We start from the raw sequence: 21492 nt of genomic DNA, 5'->3' as shown, positions 1-21492 counted from the left end.
GAAATGAGCGACCTGACCAAGACCCCCGTGACCGTCATCACCGGCTTTCTCGGCGCCGGCAAGACCACGCTGATCCGCCACCTGATGCTGAACCCGCAGGGCAAGCGGCTGGCGGTGCTGGTCAACGAATTCGGCACCATGGGCGTCGACGGCGAGATCCTGAAATCCTGCGCCGACGAGAACTGCCCGGCCGAGAACATCATGGAGCTGTCGAACGGCTGCATCTGCTGCACGGTGGCCGACGATTTCATCCCGACGCTGGAGCGGCTGATGGCGATGCCGGTGAAACCCGACCACATCCTGATCGAGACCTCGGGCCTTGCCCTGCCCAAGCCCTTGCTGAAAGCCTTCGACTGGCCCGCCATCCGCTCGCGCATCACCGTGGACGGGGTGATCGCGCTGGCCGATGCCGAAGCCGTCGCTGCCGGCCGCTTCGCCCCGGACGAGGCCGCCGTCGAGGCGCAGCGCGCCGCCGACGACAGCCTCGACCACGAAACGCCCCTGTCCGAGGTGTTCGAGGACCAGATCGCCTGCGCCGACATCGTGCTGCTGTCCAAGGCCGACCTGGCCGGCGAGGACGGGCTGGCCGCCGCCCGCGCGGTGATCGAGGCCGAGGCGCCGCGCAAGCTGCCGATCCTGCCGTTGACCGATGGGGTGATCGACCCGCGGGTGATCCTTGGGCTGGGCGCGGCGGCCGAGGACGACCTTGCCGCCCGCCCCAGCCATCACGACGGCGCCGACGACCACGAACATGACGATTTCGACTCGGTGGTGATCGAGCTGGCCGAGATCGCCGACCCCGGCGAGCTTGCCACCCGCATCGAGCGGCTGGCGCGCGAGCAGAACATCCTGCGCGTCAAGGGCCATGTCGCCGTCGCCGGCAAGCCCATGCGCCTGCTGGTCCAGGCCGTGGGCGAACGGGTGCGGCACCAATACGACCGGCCCTGGGGCGACGGGCCCCGCGCCTCGCGCCTTGTCGTCATCGCCGAGCATGACGATATCGACGAGGCCGCGATCCGGGCGGTCCTGGCCGCGTAAGCCATGCACGTCGTCTTCCGCGAAAGCCGTGGGCTTGAGGAAACCGAGGTCCCGACCGACCCCGGCCAAAGCCCCGCCGACCTGGTGGTGCTGTCCTATTCCGACAGCGACCTCGGCGCTTTCGCGGCGGGCTGGCACCGGGCGGCCGGCGGCCTGCCCACGCTGCGGCTGTGCAACCTCGCGGCGCTGCGGCACCCGGTCTCGGTCGATCAATATGTCGAGGCGACGCTTTCGGGCGCCCGCGCCGTGCTGGTCCGGCTGATCGGCGGCGAGCCCTATTGGCCCTATGGCGTGGCCAGCCTTCAAGACCTCGCCCATCGCTGCGGCATCGCGCTGGCCTTCCTGCCGGCGGACGGGCGCCCTGATCCCACGCTGGACCGTTTCTCGACCCTGCCGGTGCCGCTGCTGCGCCGGCTTTCGGCGCTCTGCGACCAGGGCGGCGCGGTCGCGGCGCAGATGGCACTGGCGGAACTGGCGCAGGCGGCAGGACTGCCCGCCGCCCCGGTCCGTGGCGAGGCCGCGATCCCGGATTTCGGCTTCTACGACCCCGACCGCGGCGTGATCGACCGCCCCGAGCCCGGCCTGCTGGTCAGCTTCTATCGCAGCTACCTGACCGCCGCCGACCTTGCGCCGGTGGATGCGATGATCCGCGCCCTGCGCGCGGCGGGGCTGGCGGCGACCGGGGTCTTTGCGCCCTCGCTCAAGGCGCCGGGCTTTGCCGAGTGGCTGGCGCCGCACCTGCCCGGCCTTATCGCGGTGGTGAACCTGACCGCCTTTTCCGCCCGCGACGATGCCGGCGCCACGCCCTTCGACGGTGCGGATTGCCCGGTCTTCCAGGTGGCGCTGTCCACCGCCCCCCGCGCGCTCTGGGCAGCCGAGGAGCGCGGCCTGTCCGCCGCCGATCTGGCCATGCATGTCGTGCTGCCCGAGGTCGATGGCCGCATCTTCCTGGGCGCGATCAGCTTCAAGCAACCGCAAGAGCGCGACCCCGACCTGCAATTCGCCCGCGTGATCCACGCCCCGGACACGGACCGCATCGAGGCTGCGGTGGCGCGGGTCACGGCCTGGCACCGGCTGCGGCAGGCGACACGCCGGGCGGTGGTGCTCTCCACCTATCCCGGCAAGGCGCATCAGCTTGCCCATGCCGTGGGGTTAGACGCGCTGGCATCATGCGGCACGATCCTTGGCATCCCGCATGACGACCTCGGCCACCGGCTGATGGCCGAGCGCATCCATTGGCCGCTTTCGGACTACCGGCAGGCGCTGGCCCGCCTGCCCCGACGCCTGCAGGACGACCTGCAGGCGGCATGGGGCGAGCCGCCGGCCCAGGGCTTCCGTTTCGCCGCCCTCCGCCACGGCGCAGACCTGATCGCCCTGCAGCCCGAGCGCGGCGAGGTGAAGACCCGCGCCGACGATTACCACGACCTGACGCGCACCCCGCGCCACGACTACGTTGCCTTCTACCTCTGGTTGCGGACGCAGGCGGAGGTGCTGATCCACATGGGCGCGCATGGCACGCTGGAATGGCTGCCGGGGAAATCCGTGGCGCTGTCCGATGAATGCTGGCCCGAGGCGCTGCTGGCCGACCTGCCCGTGGTCTATCCCTTCATCGTCAACGATCCGGGCGAGGCCGCGCAGGCCAAGCGCCGGCTGTCCGCGGTGACGCTGGGCCATATGCCGCCGCCGCTGGTCGACTCCGCCATCTCCGAGAACCTGGCGCATCTGGAGCGGCTGCTGGACGAATATTCCACCGCCGACGGGCTGGACCCGCGCCGCCGCGACCGGCTGATCGCGGCCATCCGCGACGAGGCCCGCGCGGCAGGGGTGGAATCCGACCTGGGCCTGCCTCCCGATGCCGCGGCCGCCGAGGCGATCCCGCTGATCGACCGCTTCCTCTGCGATCTCAAGGACAGCCGGTTCGGCGACGGGCTGCACATCTATGGCACCGCCCCTGGCGAAACCGAGGGGCTGGCCCGGGCGCTCTCGGGCCATCGCGTGGCGCCCGGCCCCTCCGGCTCGCCGGCGCGGGGACGGCTGGACGTGCTGCCGACCGGGCGCAACCTCTTCGCCGTCGATCCGCGCGCCGTGCCCTCGCGCAATGCCCATGCGCAAGGGGTGAAGCTGGCCGAGGAGCTGCTGCGCCGCCACCTGCAGGACCATGGCGACTGGCCCAAGGGGCTGGTCGTCGACCTGTGGGGCAGCGCCACCATGCGCACGGCGGGCGAGGAATTTGCCATGGCGCTGCATCTCGCCGGCCTCAGCCCGCGCTGGGACGGCGCCTCGGGGCGGGTCGCGGGCATCGAGATCCTGCCGCTGGCCGAACTCGGCCGGCCGCGCATCGACGTGACGCTGCGGGTCTCGGGCCTGTTCCGCGACATCTTCCCCGGCCTCGCGCAGCTTTTCGAGATCGGGGCCGAGGCGCTCTCCACCCGCGACGAAGCCCCGGCGGACAATCCCTACTGCAGCCGCGCCCCCCGCGTCTTCGGCCCGAAACCGGGGCTCTACGGCCTCGGCCTCGCCAACCTGGCCGAAAGCTTCACCGATCAGGCCCGGCAGGCGGCGGGCGAGGCATGGCTGGCCGCCGCCTCCCACGCCATCGGCGCCGATGGCCGGATCACCCACCAGCCGCAGGCGATCCGCGACCGCCTGGCCCAGGCCGATGCCTTCGTCCACGCGCAGGATCTGCCGGAATCCGACCTGCTTCTGGCCGGCGACTATGCCGCGCATGAGGCGGGCTTCGCCGCCGCCATGGCCCGGATCGGCGCACCGGCGCCCGCGCTCTACCACCTCGACGCCACCCGCCCCGGCCAGCCCCGCGCCCGGACCCTGACCGAGGAAATCGCCCGCGTCACCCGCGCCCGCGCCGCCAACCCGGCCTGGGCCGACGGCATGATGCGGCACGGCTTTCGCGGCGCGGCCGAGATCGCGGCGACGCTCGATCACATGGCCGCCTTCGCCAATCTGGCCGGCGTGGTGCCCAGCCATCTCTTCGACCTCTATCACGACGCGACGCTGGGCCGGCCCGAGGTCGTGGCCTTCATGGAACGCGAAAACCCCGCCGCGCTCGCCGCCATGCGCGCGCTGTTTGCGCGGCTGCTCGAATCGGGCCTCTGGGTCAGCCGCCGCAACTCGGTGCTGGCGGAGCTGGCGCCATGAGCTTCACGGTCAAGGGCTGGTGCCCCGGCGCCCTGCGGCCGATGCAATCGGGCGACGGGCTGGTCCTGCGCATCCGGGCACGGAACGGTCGGCTGGAACCGGGCCAGGCACGGCTGATCGCGGCACTATCGGCGCGGCACGGCAACGGGCTGATGGACCTGACCAGCCGCGCCAACCTGCAATTGCGCGGACTGGACCCTTCCGGCCATGCCGCGACCGTCGCCGCCCTGGCCGGCATCGGCCTGATCGACGACGACCCGGAATCCGAAGCGCGGCGCAACGTGATCCTGTCGCCCTTCGCCCCGGTGGGCGGCCCGGCCTGGCAACTGGCCGAGGCCATCGCCCAGGCGATGACCGCGCCCGATGCGCCGCAGGTGCCCGGCAAGTTCGGCTTTGCCGTCGATGCCGACCCGCCGGTGCTGACCGACACGCCCGCGGACATCAGGCTGCGCCCGCAGGGTCCGGGATGGCTGATCGTGCCGGACGGCGGCGATTGGGCGCTCAAGGCCGATAACACCGCCCAGGCCGCCACCCGCGCCATCGCCCTGGCGCATTGGTTCATGCAAGGCGGCGTTCAGGACGGCCGCGGACGGATGCGCGGCCACCTGCGCCGCAGCCCCGCCCTGCCCCATGGCGCGACCCCGCTGGCATCCTTTCCGTTTTCCAAATACCCCTGCGACAGCGCCACCGGAACCGCCGGCGCCCATCCGCCCGGCCCCGGCCCGGCACCGAACGGCTGGCTGCTGGGCTTCGCCTTCGGCCAGGTCACGCCCCGGCAGCTGGCCGCCGCCGCCGCCATCGGCCCGCTGCGGCTGACCCCCTGGCGCGCGCTCCTGATCGAGGGCGCCACCCGCCCGCGGATCCGGGGCGCCATCCTCGACCCCGACGATCCGCTGCTGCGCATCCATGCCTGCACCGGCGCGCCCGGCTGCCCGCAGGCGCTGGCCGATGTCCGCGCCCTGGCCCGCAGCCTCGCCCCGCGGCTCGAACCCGGCCAAAGCCTGCATGTCAGCGGCTGCGCCAAGGGCTGCGCGCATCGGGGGCCGGCCGCGATCACGCTGGTCGCCACCGCGCCCGACCGCTTCGACCTGATCCGGGGCGGCGGTACCCGCGATCCCGCCGCGCAAGGCGGGCTGGCGCCCGACCGCATCCCGCTCTGACCTTGCCCAATGCCCGCTTGCATGAGATAGCCGCGAAAATCCCAGGGAACCCCGATGCTGCACCAATACGAAACCGACGGCGCCCGGATCTACGCGCAGTCATTCGCCACCATCCGCGCCGAGGCCGACCTCGCCCGCTTCTCCGCCGAGGAAGAGCCGGTGGTGGTGCGCATGATCCATGCCGCCGGGCTGGTGGGGCTGGAACGCGACGTGGTCTTCTCGGCCGGCATGGCCGCGGCGGCGCGTCAGGCGCTGGAGGACGGCGCGCCGATCCTCTGCGATGCGCGCATGGTCAGCGAGGGCATCACCCGCGCCCGCCTGCCCGCCGCGAACCGGGTCATCTGCACGCTGAACGACCCGCGCGTGCCGGACCTTGCGGCGCAGATGGGCAATACCCGCAGCGCCGCGGCGCTGGAGCTGTGGCGCGACGACCTGGATGGCGCCGTGGTCGCCATCGGCAATGCGCCGACGGCTCTGTTCCACCTGCTCAACATGCTCCGCGACCCGGCCTGCCCGCGCCCGGCCGCGATCATCGGCTGCCCGGTGGGCTTTGTCGGCGCGGCGGAATCCAAGGCGGCGCTGATCGACGACCTGCCCGCACCGGCGCTGGTGGTGCGCGGGCGGCTGGGCGGCTCGGCCATCACCGTCGCCGCCGTCAACGCGCTGGCCAGCCGGAAGGAATGACCATGGGCCCCCAAACCGGAAAGATCATCTGCGCCGGGCTCGGCCCCGGCGATCCCGACCTGATCTCGGTCCGCGCCGACCGGGCCATCCGCGGCGCGCGGCAGATCGCCTATTTCCGCAAGAAGGGCCGCGCCGGCCAGGCCCGCCGCATCGTGGCCGAACTGCTGGCCCAGGACGTGATCGAACATGCGATGGAATATCCGGTCACGACCGAGATCCCCTTCGACAGCCCGGAATACAATCGCCTGCTCTCGGCCTTCTACGACGACTGGACCGCGCGGCTGGCGCGGCTGGCCACCGACAGCGACGTGGTGGTGCTGTGCGAGGGCGACCCGCTGTTCTACGGCTCGTTCATGCATCTGCACGCGCGGCTGCAAGGCATCGTCCCGGTCGAGATCATCCCCGGCATTCCCGGCATGACCGGCTGCTGGAACGCCATCGGCCAGCCGATGACCTGGGGCGACGACGCCATGACCGTGCTGATGGGCACCCTGCCCGAGGCCGAGCTGGCCCGCCACATGCGCGCCGCCGACGCGGTGGTGGTGATGAAGACCGGCCGCAACCTGCCCAAGATCGCCCGCGCGCTGGCCTCGGCCGGGCGCATGGCCGACGCCTGGCTGGTCGAGCGCGGCACCATGCCCAGCCAGCGCGTGACCCCCCTGGCGCAGGCCGACCTGGAGGCCTGCCCCTATTTCGCCACCGTGCTGGTGCATGGCAACGGCCGCCGGCCGCTGTCCGATTCCGCCGCGGATGCCGCCGAATGACGGGCTGGGTCGCGGTGGCTGGCCTCGGGCCGGGCGCGGATGCGCTGGTCACGCCCGAGGTCCGGGCGGCGCTGGCCGAGGCCACCGATGTCGTGGGCTACATCCCCTATGTCGCCCGCGTCGCCCCGCGCGACGGGCTGGCGCTGCACCCCTCGGACAACCGGGTCGAGCTGGACCGCGCCCGCCTCGCGCTGGACCTGGCGGCGGACGGCAAGCGGGTCGTGGTGGTCTCCTCGGGCGATCCGGGGGTCTTCGCCATGGCCTCGGCGCTGTTCGAGGCGCTGGAGGGGCGTGGCGAGGCCCCCGATATCCGCATCCTGCCCGGCATCACCGCCATGCTGGCCGCCGCCGCCCGGATCGGCGCGCCGCTGGGGCATGATTTCTGCGCCATCAACCTGTCGGACAATCTGAAACCCTGGCCGCTGATCGAAAAGCGCCTGCGCCTGGCGGCCGAGGCGGATTTCGCCATGGCCTTCTACAACCCGCGCTCGAAATCCCGGCCCGAGGGTTTCGCCCGCGCCCTGCAGATCCTGCGCGAATGCTGCGGCCCCGACCGGCTGATCTCCTTCGCCCGCGCCGTCTCGACCCCGGACGAGGCGATCCGCACCGTCACCCTGGCCGATGCGCGGCCCGAGATGGCCGACATGCGCAGCGTCATCATCCTGGGCAACAGCGCCACGCGGCGGGTGGGCAAATGGGTCTATACCCCGCGATCCGCGCCATGAAGCCAAGCCATGACCTCGGCCGGCGTGGCGACGACGCGGCGCAGTGGCAGCACGGGCCGGTCGATCATCACCACCGGCAGGCCCAGCGCGCGTGCGGCAGCCAGCTTGGCCTGGGCTGCCTGGCCCCCGGCATTCTTGGCGACGACATGGGCGATGGCGTGGCGCCGCATCAGCGCCATGTCGCCCGCGACGGTGAAGGGCCCGCGCGAGACGATCAGCGTGGCATCGCGCAGGGGATGCGCCGCCACCTCGGCGAAACGCAGCATCCAGACATGGTTCAGCCCCACGAAAGGTTGCAGGTTCTGCCGGCCGATGGCCAGGAACACCGCAGAACCGTCGCCCGGCAGCGCGCGGGCAGCCGCCTGGTAATCGGCGACGCGGGTCCAGCGATCGCCCGGCTCTGCGGCCCATGGCGGCCGCTCCAGCGCGATCAGCGCCGTGCCGGTGGCGCAGCAGGCGGCGACGGCATTGCGGCTCATGCCCTCGGCAAAGGGGTGGGTGGCGTCGATGACATGGCTGATTCGCTCGGCCCGCAGGTAGTCGGCCAGCCCTTCGGGGCCGCCGAAGCCGCCGATGCGCGTGGGCAAGGGCTGCACCACCGGCTTCCTGGTGCGGCCGGCATAGGAATAGACCGCGTCCATCCCGGCCTCGGCCAGCGCATGGGCCATGGCCCCCGCCTCGGTGGTGCCGCCCAGCAAAAGGATGCGCATCATGCCTGATCCCTGGCTTTCCATCATCGGTATCGGCGAAGATGGACCGGCCGGTCTACCGCCTGCAAGCCGCGATGCGCTGGATCGGGCGGAAATCGTCTTCGGCGCTCCCCGGCACCTGGAACTAGCGGGCATCGCGGGGCCGCGGGGCCGGGAATGGCCGGTGCCCTTCGGCCTGGAGCCGCTGCTGGCCCTGCGCGGGCGGGCGGTGGCGGCGCTGGTCTCGGGCGATCCGTTCTGGCACGGCGCCGGCGGCAGCATCGCCGCCGTTCTGCAAGCGGGCGAATGGCGGGCCTTTCCCGCGCCCGGCACGTTTTCGCTGGCCGCCGCAAGGCTGGGCTGGCGGCTGGAGGAGATCGCCTGCCTGGGCCTGCATGCCGCGCCCCTTGCCCGGCTGCGCCCGGTGATGGCGCGCGGCGCGCGGGCGATCTGCCTCTTGCGCGACGGCGGCGCCCCGGCCGCCCTGGCGGAGTGGCTGGTGGCGCAGGGACTGGGCGCGACCCGCATGGTGGTGCTGGAGGCGCTTGGCGGCCCGCGCGAGCGCATCCGCGCCGCGCGGGCACAGGGCTTCGCGCTGGGCTGCGCAGCCCCGGTGGCGGTGGCGCTGGATGGCGCGGACCTGCCACCGGGCGCGGGCCTGCCGCGCGGCTTCGGCCTGCCCGACGACAGCTTCGCCCATGACGGCCAGATCACCCGCCGCGCCATCCGGGCGATGACGCTGGCGGCGCTGGGGCCGCGGGGGAGCGAGATGCTGTGGGACATCGGCGGCGGCTCGGGCTCGGTCAGCGTCGAATGGTGCCTGAACGGCGGCCATGCCGTGACCATCGAGCCCCGCGCCGACCGCATCGCCAATATCGCCGCGAATATCGAGGCGTTCGGGCTGGCCGGCCGGATGCGCGCCATCCATGGCACCGCACCCGAGGCGCTGGCCGGCCTGCCGCCGCCCGACGCAATCTTCATCGGCGGCGGCGCTTCGGCCACGCTGATCGACGCCCTGCCCCCGGCCCGGCTGGCGGTGAACGCGGTGACGCTGGAGACCGAGGCGCTGCTGATCGCGCTCCACGCCGCGCGCGGCGGCAGCCTGACCCGCATCGCGCTGGAGGAGGCCGCGCCGCTGGGCCGGATGCGCGGCTGGACCCCGGCGCGCAGCGTCACGCAATGGAGCTGGCCATGAGGGTCGCGGGCATCGGCTTTCGCCGGGCGGCAAGCCTCGCCTCGCTGGCCGACGCGCTGGCCCGCGCCGGTTCGGCGGATGCGCTGGCGACCAGCCCGGCCAAGGCGGATGCGCCGGTGATGCGGGCGCTGGCCGCCCGGACCGGCCTGCCGCTGATCGCCGTCGAGGTCGCCGGCATCGCCACCCCCACCCGATCGCCGCGCATCCTGGCGCGCCACGGCACCGGCTCGCTGGCCGAGGCCGCCGCCTTGGCCGCCCTCGGCCCCGGCGCGCGCATCACCGCGCCGCGCGTCATCTCGCAAGACGGCATGGCCACCGCCGCCATCGCAGAAGGAGACCCCGCATGACCGTCCATTTCATCGGCGCCGGCCCCGGTGCGGCCGACCTGATCACCCTGCGCGGCCGCGACCTGATCGCCGCCTCGCCGGTCTGCCTTTATGCCGGTTCGCTGGTGCCCCAGGCGCTGCTGAGCCATTGCCCGCCCGGCGCGCGGATCGTGAACACCGCGCCGATGGACCTCGACCAGATCATCGCCGAGATCGCCGCCGCGCATCAGGCCGGCCAGGACGTGGCGCGGCTGCATTCGGGCGACCTGTCGGTCTGGTCGGCCATGGGCGAGCAGTTGCGGCGGCTGCGCCACCTCGGCATCCCCTATGACGTGACGCCGGGCGTGCCGTCCTTTGCCGCCGCCGCCGCGGCGCTGGGGGCGGAGCTGACCCTGCCGGGCATCGCGCAATCGGTGGTGCTGACCCGGACCTCGGGCCGCGCCTCCTCGATGCCCGAGGGCGAGACCTTGGCCAATTTCGCCGCCACCGGCGCCACGCTGGCCATCCACCTGTCGGTGCATGTGCTGGACCGCGTGCAGGCGGAGCTGGTGCCGCATTACGGCGAGGATTGCCCGGTCGCGGTGGTGTTCCGCGCCAGCTGGCCCGACCAGCGCATCATCCGCGCCACGCTGGCCACGCTGGACCCCGGCATCGGCGCAGGCGAGCGCACGGCGCTGATCCTGGTCGGCCCAGCACTGGCGGCCGAGGGCTTCGACGAAAGCCGCCTCTATGCCGGCGATTACGACCGCCGCTTCCGCCCCGTGGGCACCGCACCGCGGTTTCCCGAATGAAGGGGCTGGTCATCAGCGCCCCCGCCTCGGGCAGCGGCAAGACCACGGTCACGCTGGGGCTGATCGCGGCCTTGCGGGCGCGCGGTCTGGTGGTGCAGCCCTTCAAGAGCGGGCCGGACTATATCGACCCCGCCTTTCACCGCGCCGCGGCGGGACGCGAATCCCATAACCTCGACAGCTGGGCCATGGACCGGGCGCAGATCGCGCATCTGATCGGCACGGCCGCGGACGCCGATATCGCGCTGGCCGAGGGCTCGATGGGGCTGTTCGACGGCGTGGCGCGCGCCGGCGGCTGCGGCAACGGCGCCAGCGCCGATATCGCCGCGCTGACCGGCTGGCCGGTGCTGCTGGTCATGGATTGCAAGGGCCAGGCGCAATCCGCCGGTGCCGTGGCGCTGGGATTCCGCGAGATGCGCCGCGACGTGCATCTGGCAGGGGTGGTGCTGAACCGCGTCGCCTCGCCCCGCCACGAAGCCTTGATGCGGCACGCGCTGGACCAGCTTTCGATCCCGGTGCTGGGCGTGCTGCCGCGCGAGGCCGGGATCGAACTGCCCGAGCGGCACCTGGGCCTGGTCCAGGCACAGGAGCACGCCGCGCTGGAGGCGCTGCTGACGGCGGCGGGCGAGGCGGCGGCGCGGCACCTGGACCTTGACGCCATCGTCGCTGCCGCCGCGGGCGGGATCGCGGCGGAACCCTTTCGCCCGCTGCCGCCGCCGGCCGAGCGCATCGCGCTGGCGCAGGATGACGCCTTTTCCTTCGTCTATCCGCATCTCATTGCCGGCTGGCGGGCGGCGGGGGCCACGCTCCTGCCGTTTTCGCCGCTGGCCGATCAGGCGCCGGACAACAGCGCCGGGGCCTGCTGGCTGCCCGGCGGCTATCCCGAACTGCATGCGGGCCGGCTGGCCGCGGCCGGCCGCTTCCACGACGGGCTGCGGCGCTTTGCGGAAACGCGGCCGGTGCATGGCGAATGCGGCGGCTACATGGCCATGGGCGCCGGGCTGGTCGATGCCCAGGGCACACGGCATCAGATGGCCGGGCTGCTGGGGCTGGAGACCAGCTACGCGCAGCGCCGGATGCACCTGGGCTATCGCCGGGCCGAGCCCCTGACCGGGCTTTATCGCCAGCCGCTGGCCGGGCACGAGTTCCACTATGCCACCATCCTGGCCCAGCCCGACGAACCGCTGGCCTGCGTCACCGACGCCAATGGCGATGCGGTACCCGAGACCGGCTCGTGCCGCGGCCAGGCCACCGGCAGCTTCTTCCACCTGATCGGAGCGGCGCCATGATCGAGCTTGCGCTGATCGGCATCGGCACCGGCAGCCCCGGCCACCTGACGCGCGAGGCCATCGCCGCCATGGCCGATGCCGACCTGATCCTGATCCCCTCGAAGGGCGGGGACAAGGCCGACCTGGCCGAGCTGCGCCGCGCGCTTTGCCGGCAGGTTCTGGCCAGCCCGCCGCCGCTGGCGGTGTTCGACATGCCCACGCGCGACGTCTCGGACGGCTACCGCCAGGGCGTCGAGGCCTGGCACGACGCCATCGCCGCCCGCTGGGAACAGGTGATCCGCGCCCATGGCGCCATCCGCCCGGCGCTGCTGGTCTGGGGCGACCCCTCGCTTTACGACAGCACGCTGCGCATCGCGGAACGGGTGGCGCGGCGCCTGCCGCTGAACCTGCGGGTGATCCCCGGCATCACCGCCATCCAGGCGCTTTGCGCCGCCCATGCCATACCGCTGAACGCGGTAGCGGCGCCGGTGCTGATCACCACCGGCCGGCAGATCCGCGACCATGGCTGGCCCGAGACGGTGGACCGGCTGGTGGTCATGCTGGACGGCGAATGCTCGTTCCAAAACCTGGACGCCCAGGGGCTGCATATCTGGTGGGGTGCCTTCCTGGGCATGCGCGAGCAGATCCTGATCCGCGGACCGCTGCCCGAGGTCGCCGGGCGCATCCTGGAGACCCGCGCGCGGGCACGGGCCGAGCATGGCTGGATCATGGACATCTATCTGCTGGACCGATGCCGGTCACGCTGACCCTGCCGCCGGGCCCCGAGGCCGACGCGCTGGCCGATGCCCTGGCCGACACGCTGCGCAGGCTTGGCCCGGACATCGCCCTGCGCCGCGCCGCCCTGCACGCCCGCGACGCCCGGCCGGTGCTGATGGCCCTGCAGGCGCCGGGGCGCGGCGCCTATCTGTTCCACGGCCTGCGCCCCGCGGATGCCGGCGACATCGCGGCCACGATCCGCGCCTATCTGGCGGCGGCGGATGGCTGGATCACGGACGCCCGGCCCTGCGGCCAGCTGCGCCTTTGCCTGAAGCTGCGCATCCCGGCAGGCTGAAAAGCCGCCGCCCATGCCCACGCGGAGGGAGGAGACGCGGCATGGACGGCGGTCGCTCATGAAGCACCCCGTGCGGCGCGGGGTAACGGGATACTGCCCCGTCCAGTTCAGATTGCACCCACGGCGCGGCCGGGCGCAAGCCCCGCAGCACTGCGCAACCGGGATAGGAGCGGCTTTGCCCAAATCCTGACCATCGCGGCGGGCCGGCGGTGAAAAAACCACGGTTCGGCGAACGGTAAACCCCGCCCGGCCATGGGTTTTCACGAAAATGGCATCGGCGCATGCGTTGGCAGGCGCAGCAGGCTGTGCAACTCTGACGCGGCGCGAACCCGATTGCAGCCCTATGCCACAAGAAAGGAACGACGACATGCGCCTGATTCTCACTGCCGCCGCCCTTGCTGCGGTTCCGCTGGCCAGCCTGGCCCAGGACGATCCGGTCACGCAAGCCATCGAGGCCCGGCACGGCTTCTATCAGATGCTGGCCATCAACATGGGCACGCTTTCGGGCATGGCCAAGGGCGAGCTAGCCTATGACGAGGCCGCGGCCAGCCGCGCCGCCGCCAATATCGAGGCGCTGACACAATACGACCTGCCCAGCCTGTTCGTCGAGGGCAGCAGTTCGGCCGAGGCCCAGGACAGCGCGGCCAAGCCCGACATCTGGTCCAATCCCGAGGATTTCCGCACGAAATTCGCCGGGCTGGGCGAGGCGGCGACCGGCGCCTCGGATGCGGTCAAGGGCGGCGCCGGAGAGGTCGGTGCCGTGGTGCAGAAACTGGGCGGCGCCTGCAAGGCCTGTCACGACAATTACCGCGAAAAGAGCTGATGAAAGGCCCGGTGCGCGAGGTCCGGCTATGGGATCCGCTGCTGCGCGGGTTCCATTGGCTGCTGGCCTTTTTCGTCATCGCGGCCTGGTGCCTGGGCCAGTTCGGCCCGGCCAAGATGACGCTGCATTTCTGGTGCGGCTATGTCGTGGCGGGCCTGCTGGTCTTTCGCCTGGTCTGGGGCTTCGTCGGTCCGGCCCCGGCGCGGTTCTCGCATTTCATCCGGGGACCGGGGGCCATCGCCGGCTATATGCGCGGCCTGCTGCTGCGCGAGCCCAGCTATTGGCCCGGCCACAACCCGCTGGGCGCGCTGTCGGTGCTCGCCATGCTGGCGGTGCTGGCGGCGCAGGTCAGCAGCGGGCTGATCTCGGATCCCGACGACTATATCAATGTCGGCCCGCTGGCCTCCTATGTCAGCGGCACGACGCGCTCCAAGGCGGTGGGCTGGCACAACCTGGGCGCCAATCTGGTTCTGGTCCTGGTGCTGCTGCATGTCGCGGTGATCCTGTTCTATCGCTACTGGAAACGCGAGGATCTGGTGCGGCCGATGATTACCGGCCGCAAACAGGTTCGTGAGGAATAGGCGGCGGAATTGATCGAATCGCCCGCGCATGTCAGGCTGGGGCATGCCGGGCCCGTGCCCTGGCCTGTCCGGCATGCCTGAACCGCACGAAGGAGCCGATGATGATCAGCAAGACCGTCGCCCTCGCGCTGGCTTTCTCGATGGTCGCCATTCCCGCGCTTGCAGACTGCCCCGGCCACAAGAAGGTCTCCAGCGACCAAACGGCGGCGACCACGCCGACCGAAAGCCCGGCCCCCGCGCCGAGCGTGAACAGCTAGCGAAAAGGGCGGGACCAGACCCGCCCTTTCTCAGTTGAACCTGTTGTCGCGCGGAAAGCCGCGCGGCGCCATGTAGCCTGCGCCCGCCCGCTTGCCGAGCCAAGCGGCAAGGTCGGGTTCGCTGCGCGTCCGGCCGCCGGTTTCCTGCCAGCGCAGCCCCTCGGCCAGGGTGATGCAGATCGCATCGGACAGGCCGCCATCCTTGTATTTCTGCAGCCGCACGCCCTTGCCGCGCGCCATTTCCGGCAGTTCCGACAGCGGGAAGACCAAGAGCTTGCGGTTCTGGCCGACCACCGCCACGTGGTCGCCGGTCACGCGCCGGCACAGCGCCGCCGCGCCGTTCAGCACCTGCTTGCCGGCGCGGGTCTGCGCCAGGATGTCGGTCGCGGCGACGATGAACCCGTCCCCGGCCTTCGAGGCGACCAGGTAACGCTCGCCCTCGCGCCAGGGAAAGAGATCGATCACCGCGGCATCGTTGGGCAGGTCGATCATCAGCCGCAAGGGCTCGCCCATGCCGCGCCCGCCGGGCAGGCTGTTCGCCGGCAGGGTGTAGAAGCGGCCATTGGCGGCAAAGACCATCAGCTTGTCGGTGGTCTCGGCATGGATCGCCATGAAGGGACCGTCCCCATCCTTGAACTTGACCTCGGCGTCCAGCGGCTGATGGCCCTTCATGGCGCGGATCCAGCCCATCTTCGACAGGATGACGGTGATCGGCTCGCGCTCGATCATCGCATCCATGTCGATCTCGGCCACCTCGCCAGCCTCGCCGATCTCGGTTCGGCGCTGGCCGCCGGGGGCGGACTTGCCGAACTTGGCCCGCGTTTCGCGCAGCTCCTCGGCGATCCTGGCCCATTGCGCGCCCTCGTCGGCCAGCATGGCCGCCAGGCCCTCGCGCTCGCGGGTCAGGTTCTCGTGCTCGGCGCGCAGCTCCATTTCCTCAAGCCGGCGCAGCGCGCGCAGGCGCATGTTCAGGATCGCCTCGACCTGCACCTCGGACAGCCTGAATTCGGCGATCATCACCGCCTTCGGATCGTCCTCGTGCCGGATGATCTCGATCACCCGGTCGAGGTTCAGGAAGGCGATCATGTAGCCTTCGAGCACCTCCAACCGCGCCGCGATCTTGTCCAGCCGGTGATTCGAGCGCCGCACCAGCACCTCGCGCCGGTGGTCGAGGAAGGCGCGCAGCACCTCTTTCAGCGAGCAGACCTTGGGCACGCGGCCGTCGATCAGCACGTTCATGTTCAACCCGAATCGCACCTCCAGGTCGCTGACCCGGAACAGCGCCGCCATCAGCTGTTCGGGGTCCACGGCGCGGGTGCGCGGCTCCAGCACGATGCGGATGTCCTCGGCCGATTCGTCGCGGACATCGGCCAGGATCGGCACCTTCTTCAGCTGGATCACCTCGGCCAGCCGCTCGATCAGCTTGGATTTCTGCACCTGATAGGGGATCTCGGTGACGACCACCTGCCACTGGCCGCGGCCCAGATCCTCGACCGACCAGCGCGCCCGCAGCCGCAGGCTGCCGCGGCCGGTCCGGTAGGCCTCGGCGATGGTTTCGCGCGATTCGACCAGCACGCCGCCGGTCGGGAAATCCGGGCCGGGGATGATGCTGACCAGCGTGTCGTCGCGGGCATCCGGCGCCTTGATCAGATGCAGGCAGGCGTCGATCACCTCGTGCAGGTTGTGCGGCGGCACGTTGGTCGCCATGCCCACCGCGATGCCCGAGGCGCCGTTGCACAGCAGGTTCGGAAAGGCGGCGGGCAGCACGATGGGCTCTTCCAGCGTGCCGTCGTAGTTGGGGCGGAAATCGACCGCGTCCTCGGCCAGCCCCTCCATCAGCGCCTCGGCAGCAGCGGTCAGGCGGGCCTCGGTATAGCGGCTGGCGGCAGGGTTGTCGCCGTCGATATTGCCGAAATTGCCCTGCCCGTCCACCAGCGGATAGCGCATGGCAAAGGGCTGGGCCAAGCGCGCCATCGCGTCATAGATCGCGGCATCGCCATGCGGGTGATAATTGCCCATCACGTCGCCGCTGATCTTGGCCGATTTGCGGAACGCGCCGCTGGGCGAAAGCCTGAGTTCGCGCATGGCGAACAGGATGCGGCGATGCACCGGCTTCAGCCCGTCGCGGGCATCGGGCAGCGCCCGGTTCATGATCGTCGACAGCGCATAGGTCAGGTAGCGCTCGCCGATGGCGCGCGACAGCGGCTCGGACGTGGTCTGATCCGCGCTGGGATCGGGCGGGGTCGGATCTGGAAGGTTCGGATCGTCGGACATGGCCGATTGAATAGGCCCGCGCGTCGCCCCGGTCCAGCCGGAAATGCGCGGCTTGCGCAAGGCCCGGCCTTGGCGCAAAACCGCCGGCAAGGAGGCGCGCATGAAGACCGTTCTGATCACCGGCTGTTCCTCGGGCATCGGGCTGGACGCGGCGCGCCACATGCGCGGGCGCGGCTGGCGCGTCATCGCCACCTGCCGCAAGCCCGAGGATATCGAGGCCCGCCGCGCCGAGGGCTTCGACACCCTGCCGCTGGAACTGGGCTGCGAGGACAGCGTGGCCCGCTGCGCCGAAGCCGCGCTGGCGCTGGGGCGCATCGACGCGCTGGTCAACAACGCCGCCTTCGCCATCCCCGGCGCCGCCGAGGACCTGCCGCGCGGCGCGCTCCGCGCGATCTTCGAGGCGAACCTGTTCGGCACCCATGACCTGACGCGCCGGCTGCTGCCGCATTTCCGCGCGCATGGCGGGCGGGTGGTCAACATCAGCTCGGTCCTGGGCCTGGTCGGCATCCCCTGGCGCGGCGCCTATGTGGCGACGAAATTCGCGCTGGAGGGGCTGACCGACGTGCTGCGCGTCGAGATGGCCGATACCGGGGTCAAGGTCATCCTGATCGAGCCCGGTCCCATCGGCACGAAGATCCGGCTGAACTCGATCCCGCATTTCGAACGCTGGATCGACTGGCAGTCGAGCCCGCGCGCCGAGCAATACCGCCGCACGCTGCTGAAGCGCCTCTACGAACCGGCCGCGAAGAAGGACCGCTTCGAACTGCCGCCCGCGGCGGTCAGCGCCCGCATCGCCCAGGCGCTGGAAAGCCCGAGGCCCCGCCCGCGCTATTACGTCACCACGCCGACCCATGTCTCGGGCATCGGGCGACGGCTTCTTTCCACGCGCGCTCTGGACTGGTTCGCGCGCCGCAGCTAGGCTTCGCGCCGAAAGGGCCCGCCCATGCATGACAAACCGCTGTTCTACCTGCTCGCGATCTGCTGCCTTGCGGTGGTGGTGATCCTGGCCACCGGCATCGGCGGCTTCGCGCGCGGCGGCGAATTCAACCGCAAGCACGGCAACCGCATGATGCGCTGGCGCATCATCGCCCAGGCCATCGCCATCGCGGTCTTCCTGCTTTATCTCTGGGTCAGGAGCTAGCCGATGGTCGTGCTGAACAAGATCTACACCCGCACCGGCGACAAGGGCGAAACCGCGCTGTCCAATGGCGAGCGCGTGCCCAAGCACTCCCAGCGGGTCGAGGCTTACGGCACGGTGGACGAGCTCAACGCCACGCTGGGCCTTGCCCGCCTGCATGCCACGGGCGAGATCGCGGCGCGCATCGCGGTGATCCAGAACGACCTTTTCGACCTCGGCGCCGACCTGTCGCGCCCGCGCATGGACGAGGATGCTGAGGCGCCCTATCCGGTGCTGCGCATCATCGACGCCCAGGTCGAGCGGCTGGAATCCGAGATCGACGCGATGAATGCCGGGCTTTCGGCCCTGCGCAGCTTCATCCTGCCGGGCGGCTCGGCGCTCGCGGCGCATCTGCACCTGTCGCGCACCGTGGCGCGGCGGGCCGAGCGCGCCGCCGTGGCGCTGGCAGCGACCGAGGATGCGAATCCCGCCGCGGTGAAATATCTCAACCGCCTGTCGGACTGGCTGTTCGTGGCGGGGCGCGTCGCCAATGAAAACGGCGCGCAGGATATCCTGTGGGTGCCAGGAGCCAGCCGTTAGCGACAACATGGCGGAATGGAAATGTTACGACGCGTTACGGTCGTTTTTTCCCTGTCATTGCCGCCGACGGCCCGCTAACAAACCCTCCGAACAGGTGACGCAACCAAAGGGGAGAGGCCGATGAAGATCCTCGTGCCAGTGAAGCGGGTGATCGACTACAACGTGAAGGCGCGGGTTCGCGCGGATGGCACGGGTGTCGATCTGGCGAATGTGAAGATGTCGATGAACCCGTTCGACGAGATCGCGGTGGAGGAGGCGATCCGTCTGAAGGAAGCCGGCAAGGCCGAGGAGGTGATCGCGGTCAGCATCGGCGTCAAGCAGGCGGCCGAGACGCTGCGCACCGCGCTGGCCATGGGCGCCGACCGGGCGATCCTGGTGGTGGCCGCGGACGACGTGCAGCAGGACATCGAGCCGCTGGCGGTGGCGAAGATCCTGGCCAAGGTCGCCGAAGCCGAGGGCACCGAGCTGGTCATCGCCGGCAAGCAGGCCATCGACAACGACATGAACGCCACCGGCCAGATGCTGGCGGCGATCCTGGGCTGGGCGCAGGCGACCTTCGCCAGCAAGGTCGAGATCGAAGGGGCCAAGGCCAAGGTGACGCGCGAGGTCGACGGCGGCCTCCAGACCATCGCGGTGGCGCTGCCGGCGGTGGTCACCGCCGACCTGCGGCTGAACGAGCCGCGCTATGCGAGCCTGCCGAACATCATGAAGGCCAAGAAGAAGCCCTTGGAAGAAAAGACCGCCGGTGATTACGGCGTCGACGTCGCGCCGCGTCTCGAGGTGGTCTCGGTGCGCGAGCCCGAGGGCCGCAAGGCCGGCATCAAGGTCGGCTCGGTGGACGAGCTGCTGGGCAAGCTGAAAGAAGCGGGGGTGATCTGATGGCTGTTCTGCTGCTTGGGGAAGTGACGAACGGGGTGCTGAACCGCGATGCGACCGCCAAGGCGGTGCAGGCGGTCAAGGCGCTTGGCGATGTGACGGTGCTCTGCGCCGGCGCCTCGGCCAAAGCGGCCGCCGAGGAGGCGGCGACGATCGCCGGGGTCGCCAGGGTGCTGGTCGCGGAAGCCCCGCTTTACGGCCACCGCCTGGCCGAGCCGACCGCGGCGCTGATCCTGGGCCTGGCCGGCGATTACGACCACATCGCCGCGCCGGCGACCACGGACGCCAAGAACGTCATGCCGCGGGTTGCGGCGCTCTTGGACGTGATGGTGCTGTCGGATGTCTCGGCCGTGATCGACGCCGAGACCTTCGAGCGGCCGATCTATGCCGGCAACGCCATCCAGGTGGTGCGCTCGAAGGACGCGAAGAAGGTCTTCACCATCCGCACGGCGAGCTTCGACGCGGCGGGGATCGGCGGCAACGCCCCGGTCACCGAGACCGCCGCTGCCGCCGATCCGGGCCTGTCGAGCTGGGTCGCCGACGAGGTGGCCGAGAGCGACCGCCCCGAGCTGACCTCGGCGAAACGCGTGGTCTCGGGCGGCCGCGGCCTCGGCTCGAAGGAGAGCTTCGCGATCATCGAAGAGCTGGCCGACAAGCTCGGCGCCGCGGTGGGCGCCTCGCGCGCGGCGGTGGACAGCGGCTATGCCCCGAACGACTGGCAGGTCGGCCAGACCGGCAAGGTGGTCGCCCCCGAGCTCTATGTCGCGGTGGGCATCTCGGGCGCGATCCAGCACCTGGCGGGGATGAAGGACAGCAAGGTGATCGTGGCGATCAACAAGGACGAGGAGGCGCCGATCTTCCAGATCGCCGATTACGGCCTGGTCGGCGACCTGTTCTCCGTGGTCCCGGAACTGACCGGCAAGCTCTGAGCGCTTTCACCGTTTCGCAAATACCCCGGGGAAGCGACCCCGCGGCCCCATCGAGGGGCCACGGGGCCGCGGGGGGCAGAGCCCCTCACCGCCCGGAACATATCCCGAAAACCGCCCGACCGGCCGCCGGGCGGTTTTTGCATTGAACGTCCGGCCCGCTTGCGCCTATCGTCCCGCCTGACCGACGAAAGGATGAGGTTCATGGCGATTCAATCGGTGGGCGTGATCGGCGCCGGGCAGATGGGCAACGGCATCGCGCATGTCTTTGCGCTGGCGGGTTATGACGTGCTGATGACCGACATCTCGCGCGAGGCGCTGGACAGGGCGCTGGCGCAGATCGACCACAACCTGGACCGCCAGGTCAGCCGCGGCAAGATCACCCCCGAGGACAAGGATGCGGCGATGAAGCGCATCGCCACCACGATGACCCTGGCGGACCTGGGCAGGACCGACCTGATCATCGAGGCCGCGACCGAGCGCGAAACCGTCAAGCAGGCAATCTTCGAGGATCTCCTGCCGCATCTGAAGCCCGAGACCATCCTGACCTCGAACACCTCGTCGATCTCGATTACCCGGCTGGCCAGCCGCACCGACCGTCCCGAGCGCTTCATGGGCTTCCATTTCATGAACCCGGTTCCGGTCATGCAGCTGGTCGAGTTGATCCGCGGCATCGCCACCAACGAGGAGACCTACAAGGCCCTGGTCGAGGTGGTCGAGAAGATCGGCAAGACCTCGGCCAGCGCCGAGGATTTCCCGGCCTTCATCGTCAACCGCATCCTGATGCCGATGATCAACGAAGCGGTCTATACGCTTTACGAGGGTGTCGGCTCGGTCAAGTCCATCGACCAGTCGATGAAGCTGGGCGCCAACCATCCGATGGGGCCGCTGGAACTGGCGGATTTCATCGGCCTGGACACCTGCCTTGCGATCATGAACGTGCTGCACGAGGGGCTGGCGGATACGAAATACCGCCCCTGCCCGCTCTTGGTGAAATATGTCGAGGCGGGCTGGCTGGGCCGCAAGACCGGGCGCGGCTTCTACGACTATTCCGGCGAGGAGCCGGTACCGACGCGGTAGAAGAGGGCTCTGCCTCCATGTTTGACCGCCCCCTGGACGCATGATGGGGGACAAAGGATTTGGGACCGCGTGGCTATTTTTCTACGTGGACTC

23 protein-coding genes are annotated in these 21492 nt (G+C 70.7%); 21 read left to right on the top strand and 2 right to left on the bottom strand.

The annotated features are described in order from the left end of the window. Window positions 1-3 precede the first annotated feature (3 nt). From cobW to cobJ, 6 genes are read left to right on the top strand one after another with little or no spacing between them, the layout of a single operon-like run. Window positions 4-1038: a cobalamin biosynthesis protein CobW gene (cobW, locus tag ESD82_RS11595; protein ID WP_024843053.1), complete on the top strand. Its 1035-nt coding sequence runs from the start codon at window positions 4-6 to the stop codon at window positions 1036-1038. A gap of 3 nt (window positions 1039-1041) precedes the next feature. Beyond that, window positions 1042-4194: a cobaltochelatase subunit CobN gene (gene cobN, locus ESD82_RS11590; RefSeq protein ID WP_147428225.1), complete on the top strand. Its 3153-nt coding sequence runs from the start codon at window positions 1042-1044 to the stop codon at window positions 4192-4194. Continuing rightward, entirely contained in the window at window positions 4191-5354 is a 1164-nt protein-coding gene (locus ESD82_RS11585) for a precorrin-3B synthase (RefSeq protein WP_024843055.1), read from the top strand. Before cobN ends, ESD82_RS11585 begins: the two co-directional genes overlap by 4 nt. A 54-nt stretch (window positions 5355-5408) precedes the next feature. Further along, window positions 5409-6038: a precorrin-8X methylmutase gene (locus tag ESD82_RS11580; protein WP_028709889.1), complete on the top strand. Its 630-nt coding sequence runs from the start codon at window positions 5409-5411 to the stop codon at window positions 6036-6038. A gap of 2 nt (window positions 6039-6040) precedes the next feature. Beyond that, window positions 6041-6802 (top strand): precorrin-2 C(20)-methyltransferase, encoded by a 762-nt coding sequence (locus ESD82_RS11575; protein ID WP_024843057.1) that lies wholly within the window; start codon window positions 6041-6043, stop codon window positions 6800-6802. Beyond that, window positions 6799-7527: a precorrin-3B C(17)-methyltransferase gene (cobJ, locus tag ESD82_RS11570; RefSeq protein WP_024843058.1), complete on the top strand. Its 729-nt coding sequence runs from the start codon at window positions 6799-6801 to the stop codon at window positions 7525-7527. The genes ESD82_RS11575 and cobJ overlap by 4 nt, the downstream gene beginning before the upstream one ends. On the opposite strand, the gene ESD82_RS11565 is transcribed toward cobJ, so the two are convergent. Then, complete coding sequence (locus ESD82_RS11565; RefSeq protein WP_028709888.1) at window positions 7503-8237, bottom strand: cobalt-precorrin-6A reductase; 735 nt, start codon at window positions 8235-8237, stop codon at window positions 7503-7505. The genes cobJ and ESD82_RS11565 overlap by 25 nt on opposite strands. Before the next feature lies 1 nt (window position 8238). On the opposite strand from ESD82_RS11565, the gene cbiE reads away from it, so the two are divergent. The 9 genes from cbiE (at window position 8239) to ESD82_RS21800 (ending at window position 14526) form a co-directional block, all read left to right on the top strand. Beyond that, complete coding sequence (gene cbiE / locus ESD82_RS11560) at window positions 8239-9411, top strand: precorrin-6y C5,15-methyltransferase (decarboxylating) subunit CbiE (RefSeq protein WP_024843060.1); 1173 nt, start codon at window positions 8239-8241, stop codon at window positions 9409-9411. Continuing rightward, window positions 9408-9758, top strand: a complete 351-nt coding sequence (locus tag ESD82_RS11555; RefSeq protein ID WP_024843061.1) for a cobalamin biosynthesis protein — start codon at window positions 9408-9410, stop codon at window positions 9756-9758. The genes cbiE and ESD82_RS11555 overlap by 4 nt, the downstream gene beginning before the upstream one ends. Then, window positions 9755-10528 carry a precorrin-4 C(11)-methyltransferase gene (gene cobM / locus ESD82_RS11550; RefSeq protein ID WP_024843062.1) on the top strand — a complete coding sequence of 258 codons (774 nt, stop codon included), beginning with the start codon at window positions 9755-9757 and terminating at the stop codon, window positions 10526-10528. The genes ESD82_RS11555 and cobM overlap by 4 nt, the downstream gene beginning before the upstream one ends. Next, on the top strand, window positions 10525-11814 hold the full coding sequence (locus ESD82_RS11545) for a cobyrinate a,c-diamide synthase (RefSeq protein WP_024843063.1): 1290 nt from the start codon (window positions 10525-10527) through the stop codon (window positions 11812-11814). The genes cobM and ESD82_RS11545 overlap by 4 nt, the downstream gene beginning before the upstream one ends. Further along, the gene (cobF, locus tag ESD82_RS11540; protein ID WP_024843064.1) at window positions 11811-12560 is read left to right on the top strand and encodes a precorrin-6A synthase (deacetylating); all 750 of its coding nucleotides are present in this window, start codon (window positions 11811-11813) and stop codon (window positions 12558-12560) included. Before ESD82_RS11545 ends, cobF begins: the two co-directional genes overlap by 4 nt. After that, the gene (locus ESD82_RS11535; protein WP_147428227.1) at window positions 12545-12865 is read left to right on the top strand and encodes a thioredoxin domain-containing protein; all 321 of its coding nucleotides are present in this window, start codon (window positions 12545-12547) and stop codon (window positions 12863-12865) included. The genes cobF and ESD82_RS11535 overlap by 16 nt, the downstream gene beginning before the upstream one ends. Before the next feature lie 367 nt (window positions 12866-13232). Next, window positions 13233-13688, top strand: a complete 456-nt coding sequence (locus ESD82_RS11530) for a c-type cytochrome (protein ID WP_024843066.1) — start codon at window positions 13233-13235, stop codon at window positions 13686-13688. Beyond that, entirely contained in the window at window positions 13688-14269 is a 582-nt protein-coding gene (locus ESD82_RS11525) for a cytochrome b/b6 domain-containing protein (RefSeq protein ID WP_024843067.1), read from the top strand. Before ESD82_RS11530 ends, ESD82_RS11525 begins: the two co-directional genes overlap by 1 nt. Window positions 14270-14367: 98 nt before the next feature. Continuing rightward, a complete protein-coding gene (locus ESD82_RS21800) occupies window positions 14368-14526 on the top strand; it encodes a hypothetical protein (RefSeq protein WP_167521760.1) in 159 nt (52 codons plus the stop codon). Window positions 14527-14556: 30 nt separating this feature from the next. Here the strand turns inward: ESD82_RS21800 and parC are convergent, their stop codons facing one another. Next, window positions 14557-16800: a DNA topoisomerase IV subunit A gene (parC, locus tag ESD82_RS11520; protein WP_024843068.1), complete on the bottom strand. Its 2244-nt coding sequence runs from the start codon at window positions 16798-16800 to the stop codon at window positions 14557-14559. A 100-nt stretch (window positions 16801-16900) separates the two neighbouring features. Here parC and ESD82_RS11515 point away from each other — a divergent pair, with 100 nt between their 5' ends. The 6 genes from ESD82_RS11515 (at window position 16901) to ESD82_RS11490 (ending at window position 21399) form a co-directional block, all read left to right on the top strand. Beyond that, window positions 16901-17719, top strand: a complete 819-nt coding sequence (locus ESD82_RS11515) for an SDR family NAD(P)-dependent oxidoreductase (protein ID WP_028709887.1) — start codon at window positions 16901-16903, stop codon at window positions 17717-17719. Between the two features lie 24 nt (window positions 17720-17743). Beyond that, window positions 17744-17941 carry a twin transmembrane helix small protein gene (locus tag ESD82_RS11510; protein WP_024843070.1) on the top strand — a complete coding sequence of 66 codons (198 nt, stop codon included), beginning with the start codon at window positions 17744-17746 and terminating at the stop codon, window positions 17939-17941. A 3-nt stretch (window positions 17942-17944) separates the two neighbouring features. After that, window positions 17945-18517: a cob(I)yrinic acid a,c-diamide adenosyltransferase gene (locus ESD82_RS11505; RefSeq protein ID WP_024843071.1), complete on the top strand. Its 573-nt coding sequence runs from the start codon at window positions 17945-17947 to the stop codon at window positions 18515-18517. A gap of 120 nt (window positions 18518-18637) precedes the next feature. Then, window positions 18638-19396, top strand: coding sequence for an electron transfer flavoprotein subunit beta/FixA family protein (locus tag ESD82_RS11500; RefSeq protein WP_123130202.1), 759 nt, complete (start codon window positions 18638-18640; stop codon window positions 19394-19396). After that, window positions 19396-20322 (top strand): electron transfer flavoprotein subunit alpha/FixB family protein, encoded by a 927-nt coding sequence (locus ESD82_RS11495; RefSeq protein ID WP_147428229.1) that lies wholly within the window; start codon window positions 19396-19398, stop codon window positions 20320-20322. The genes ESD82_RS11500 and ESD82_RS11495 overlap by 1 nt, the downstream gene beginning before the upstream one ends. Before the next feature lie 201 nt (window positions 20323-20523). Next, window positions 20524-21399, top strand: coding sequence for a 3-hydroxybutyryl-CoA dehydrogenase (locus ESD82_RS11490; RefSeq protein ID WP_024846208.1), 876 nt, complete (start codon window positions 20524-20526; stop codon window positions 21397-21399). Window positions 21400-21492: the final 93 nt, after the last annotated feature.

Origin of the sequence: Paracoccus pantotrophus (genome assembly GCF_008824185.1) — a bacterium.
In the GTDB taxonomy this organism is placed as follows: Bacteria; Pseudomonadota; Alphaproteobacteria; order Rhodobacterales; family Rhodobacteraceae; genus Paracoccus; species Paracoccus pantotrophus.
Note: the sequence above shows the minus strand (reverse complement) of the source record. Positions and strands in the feature narration are given on the sequence as shown.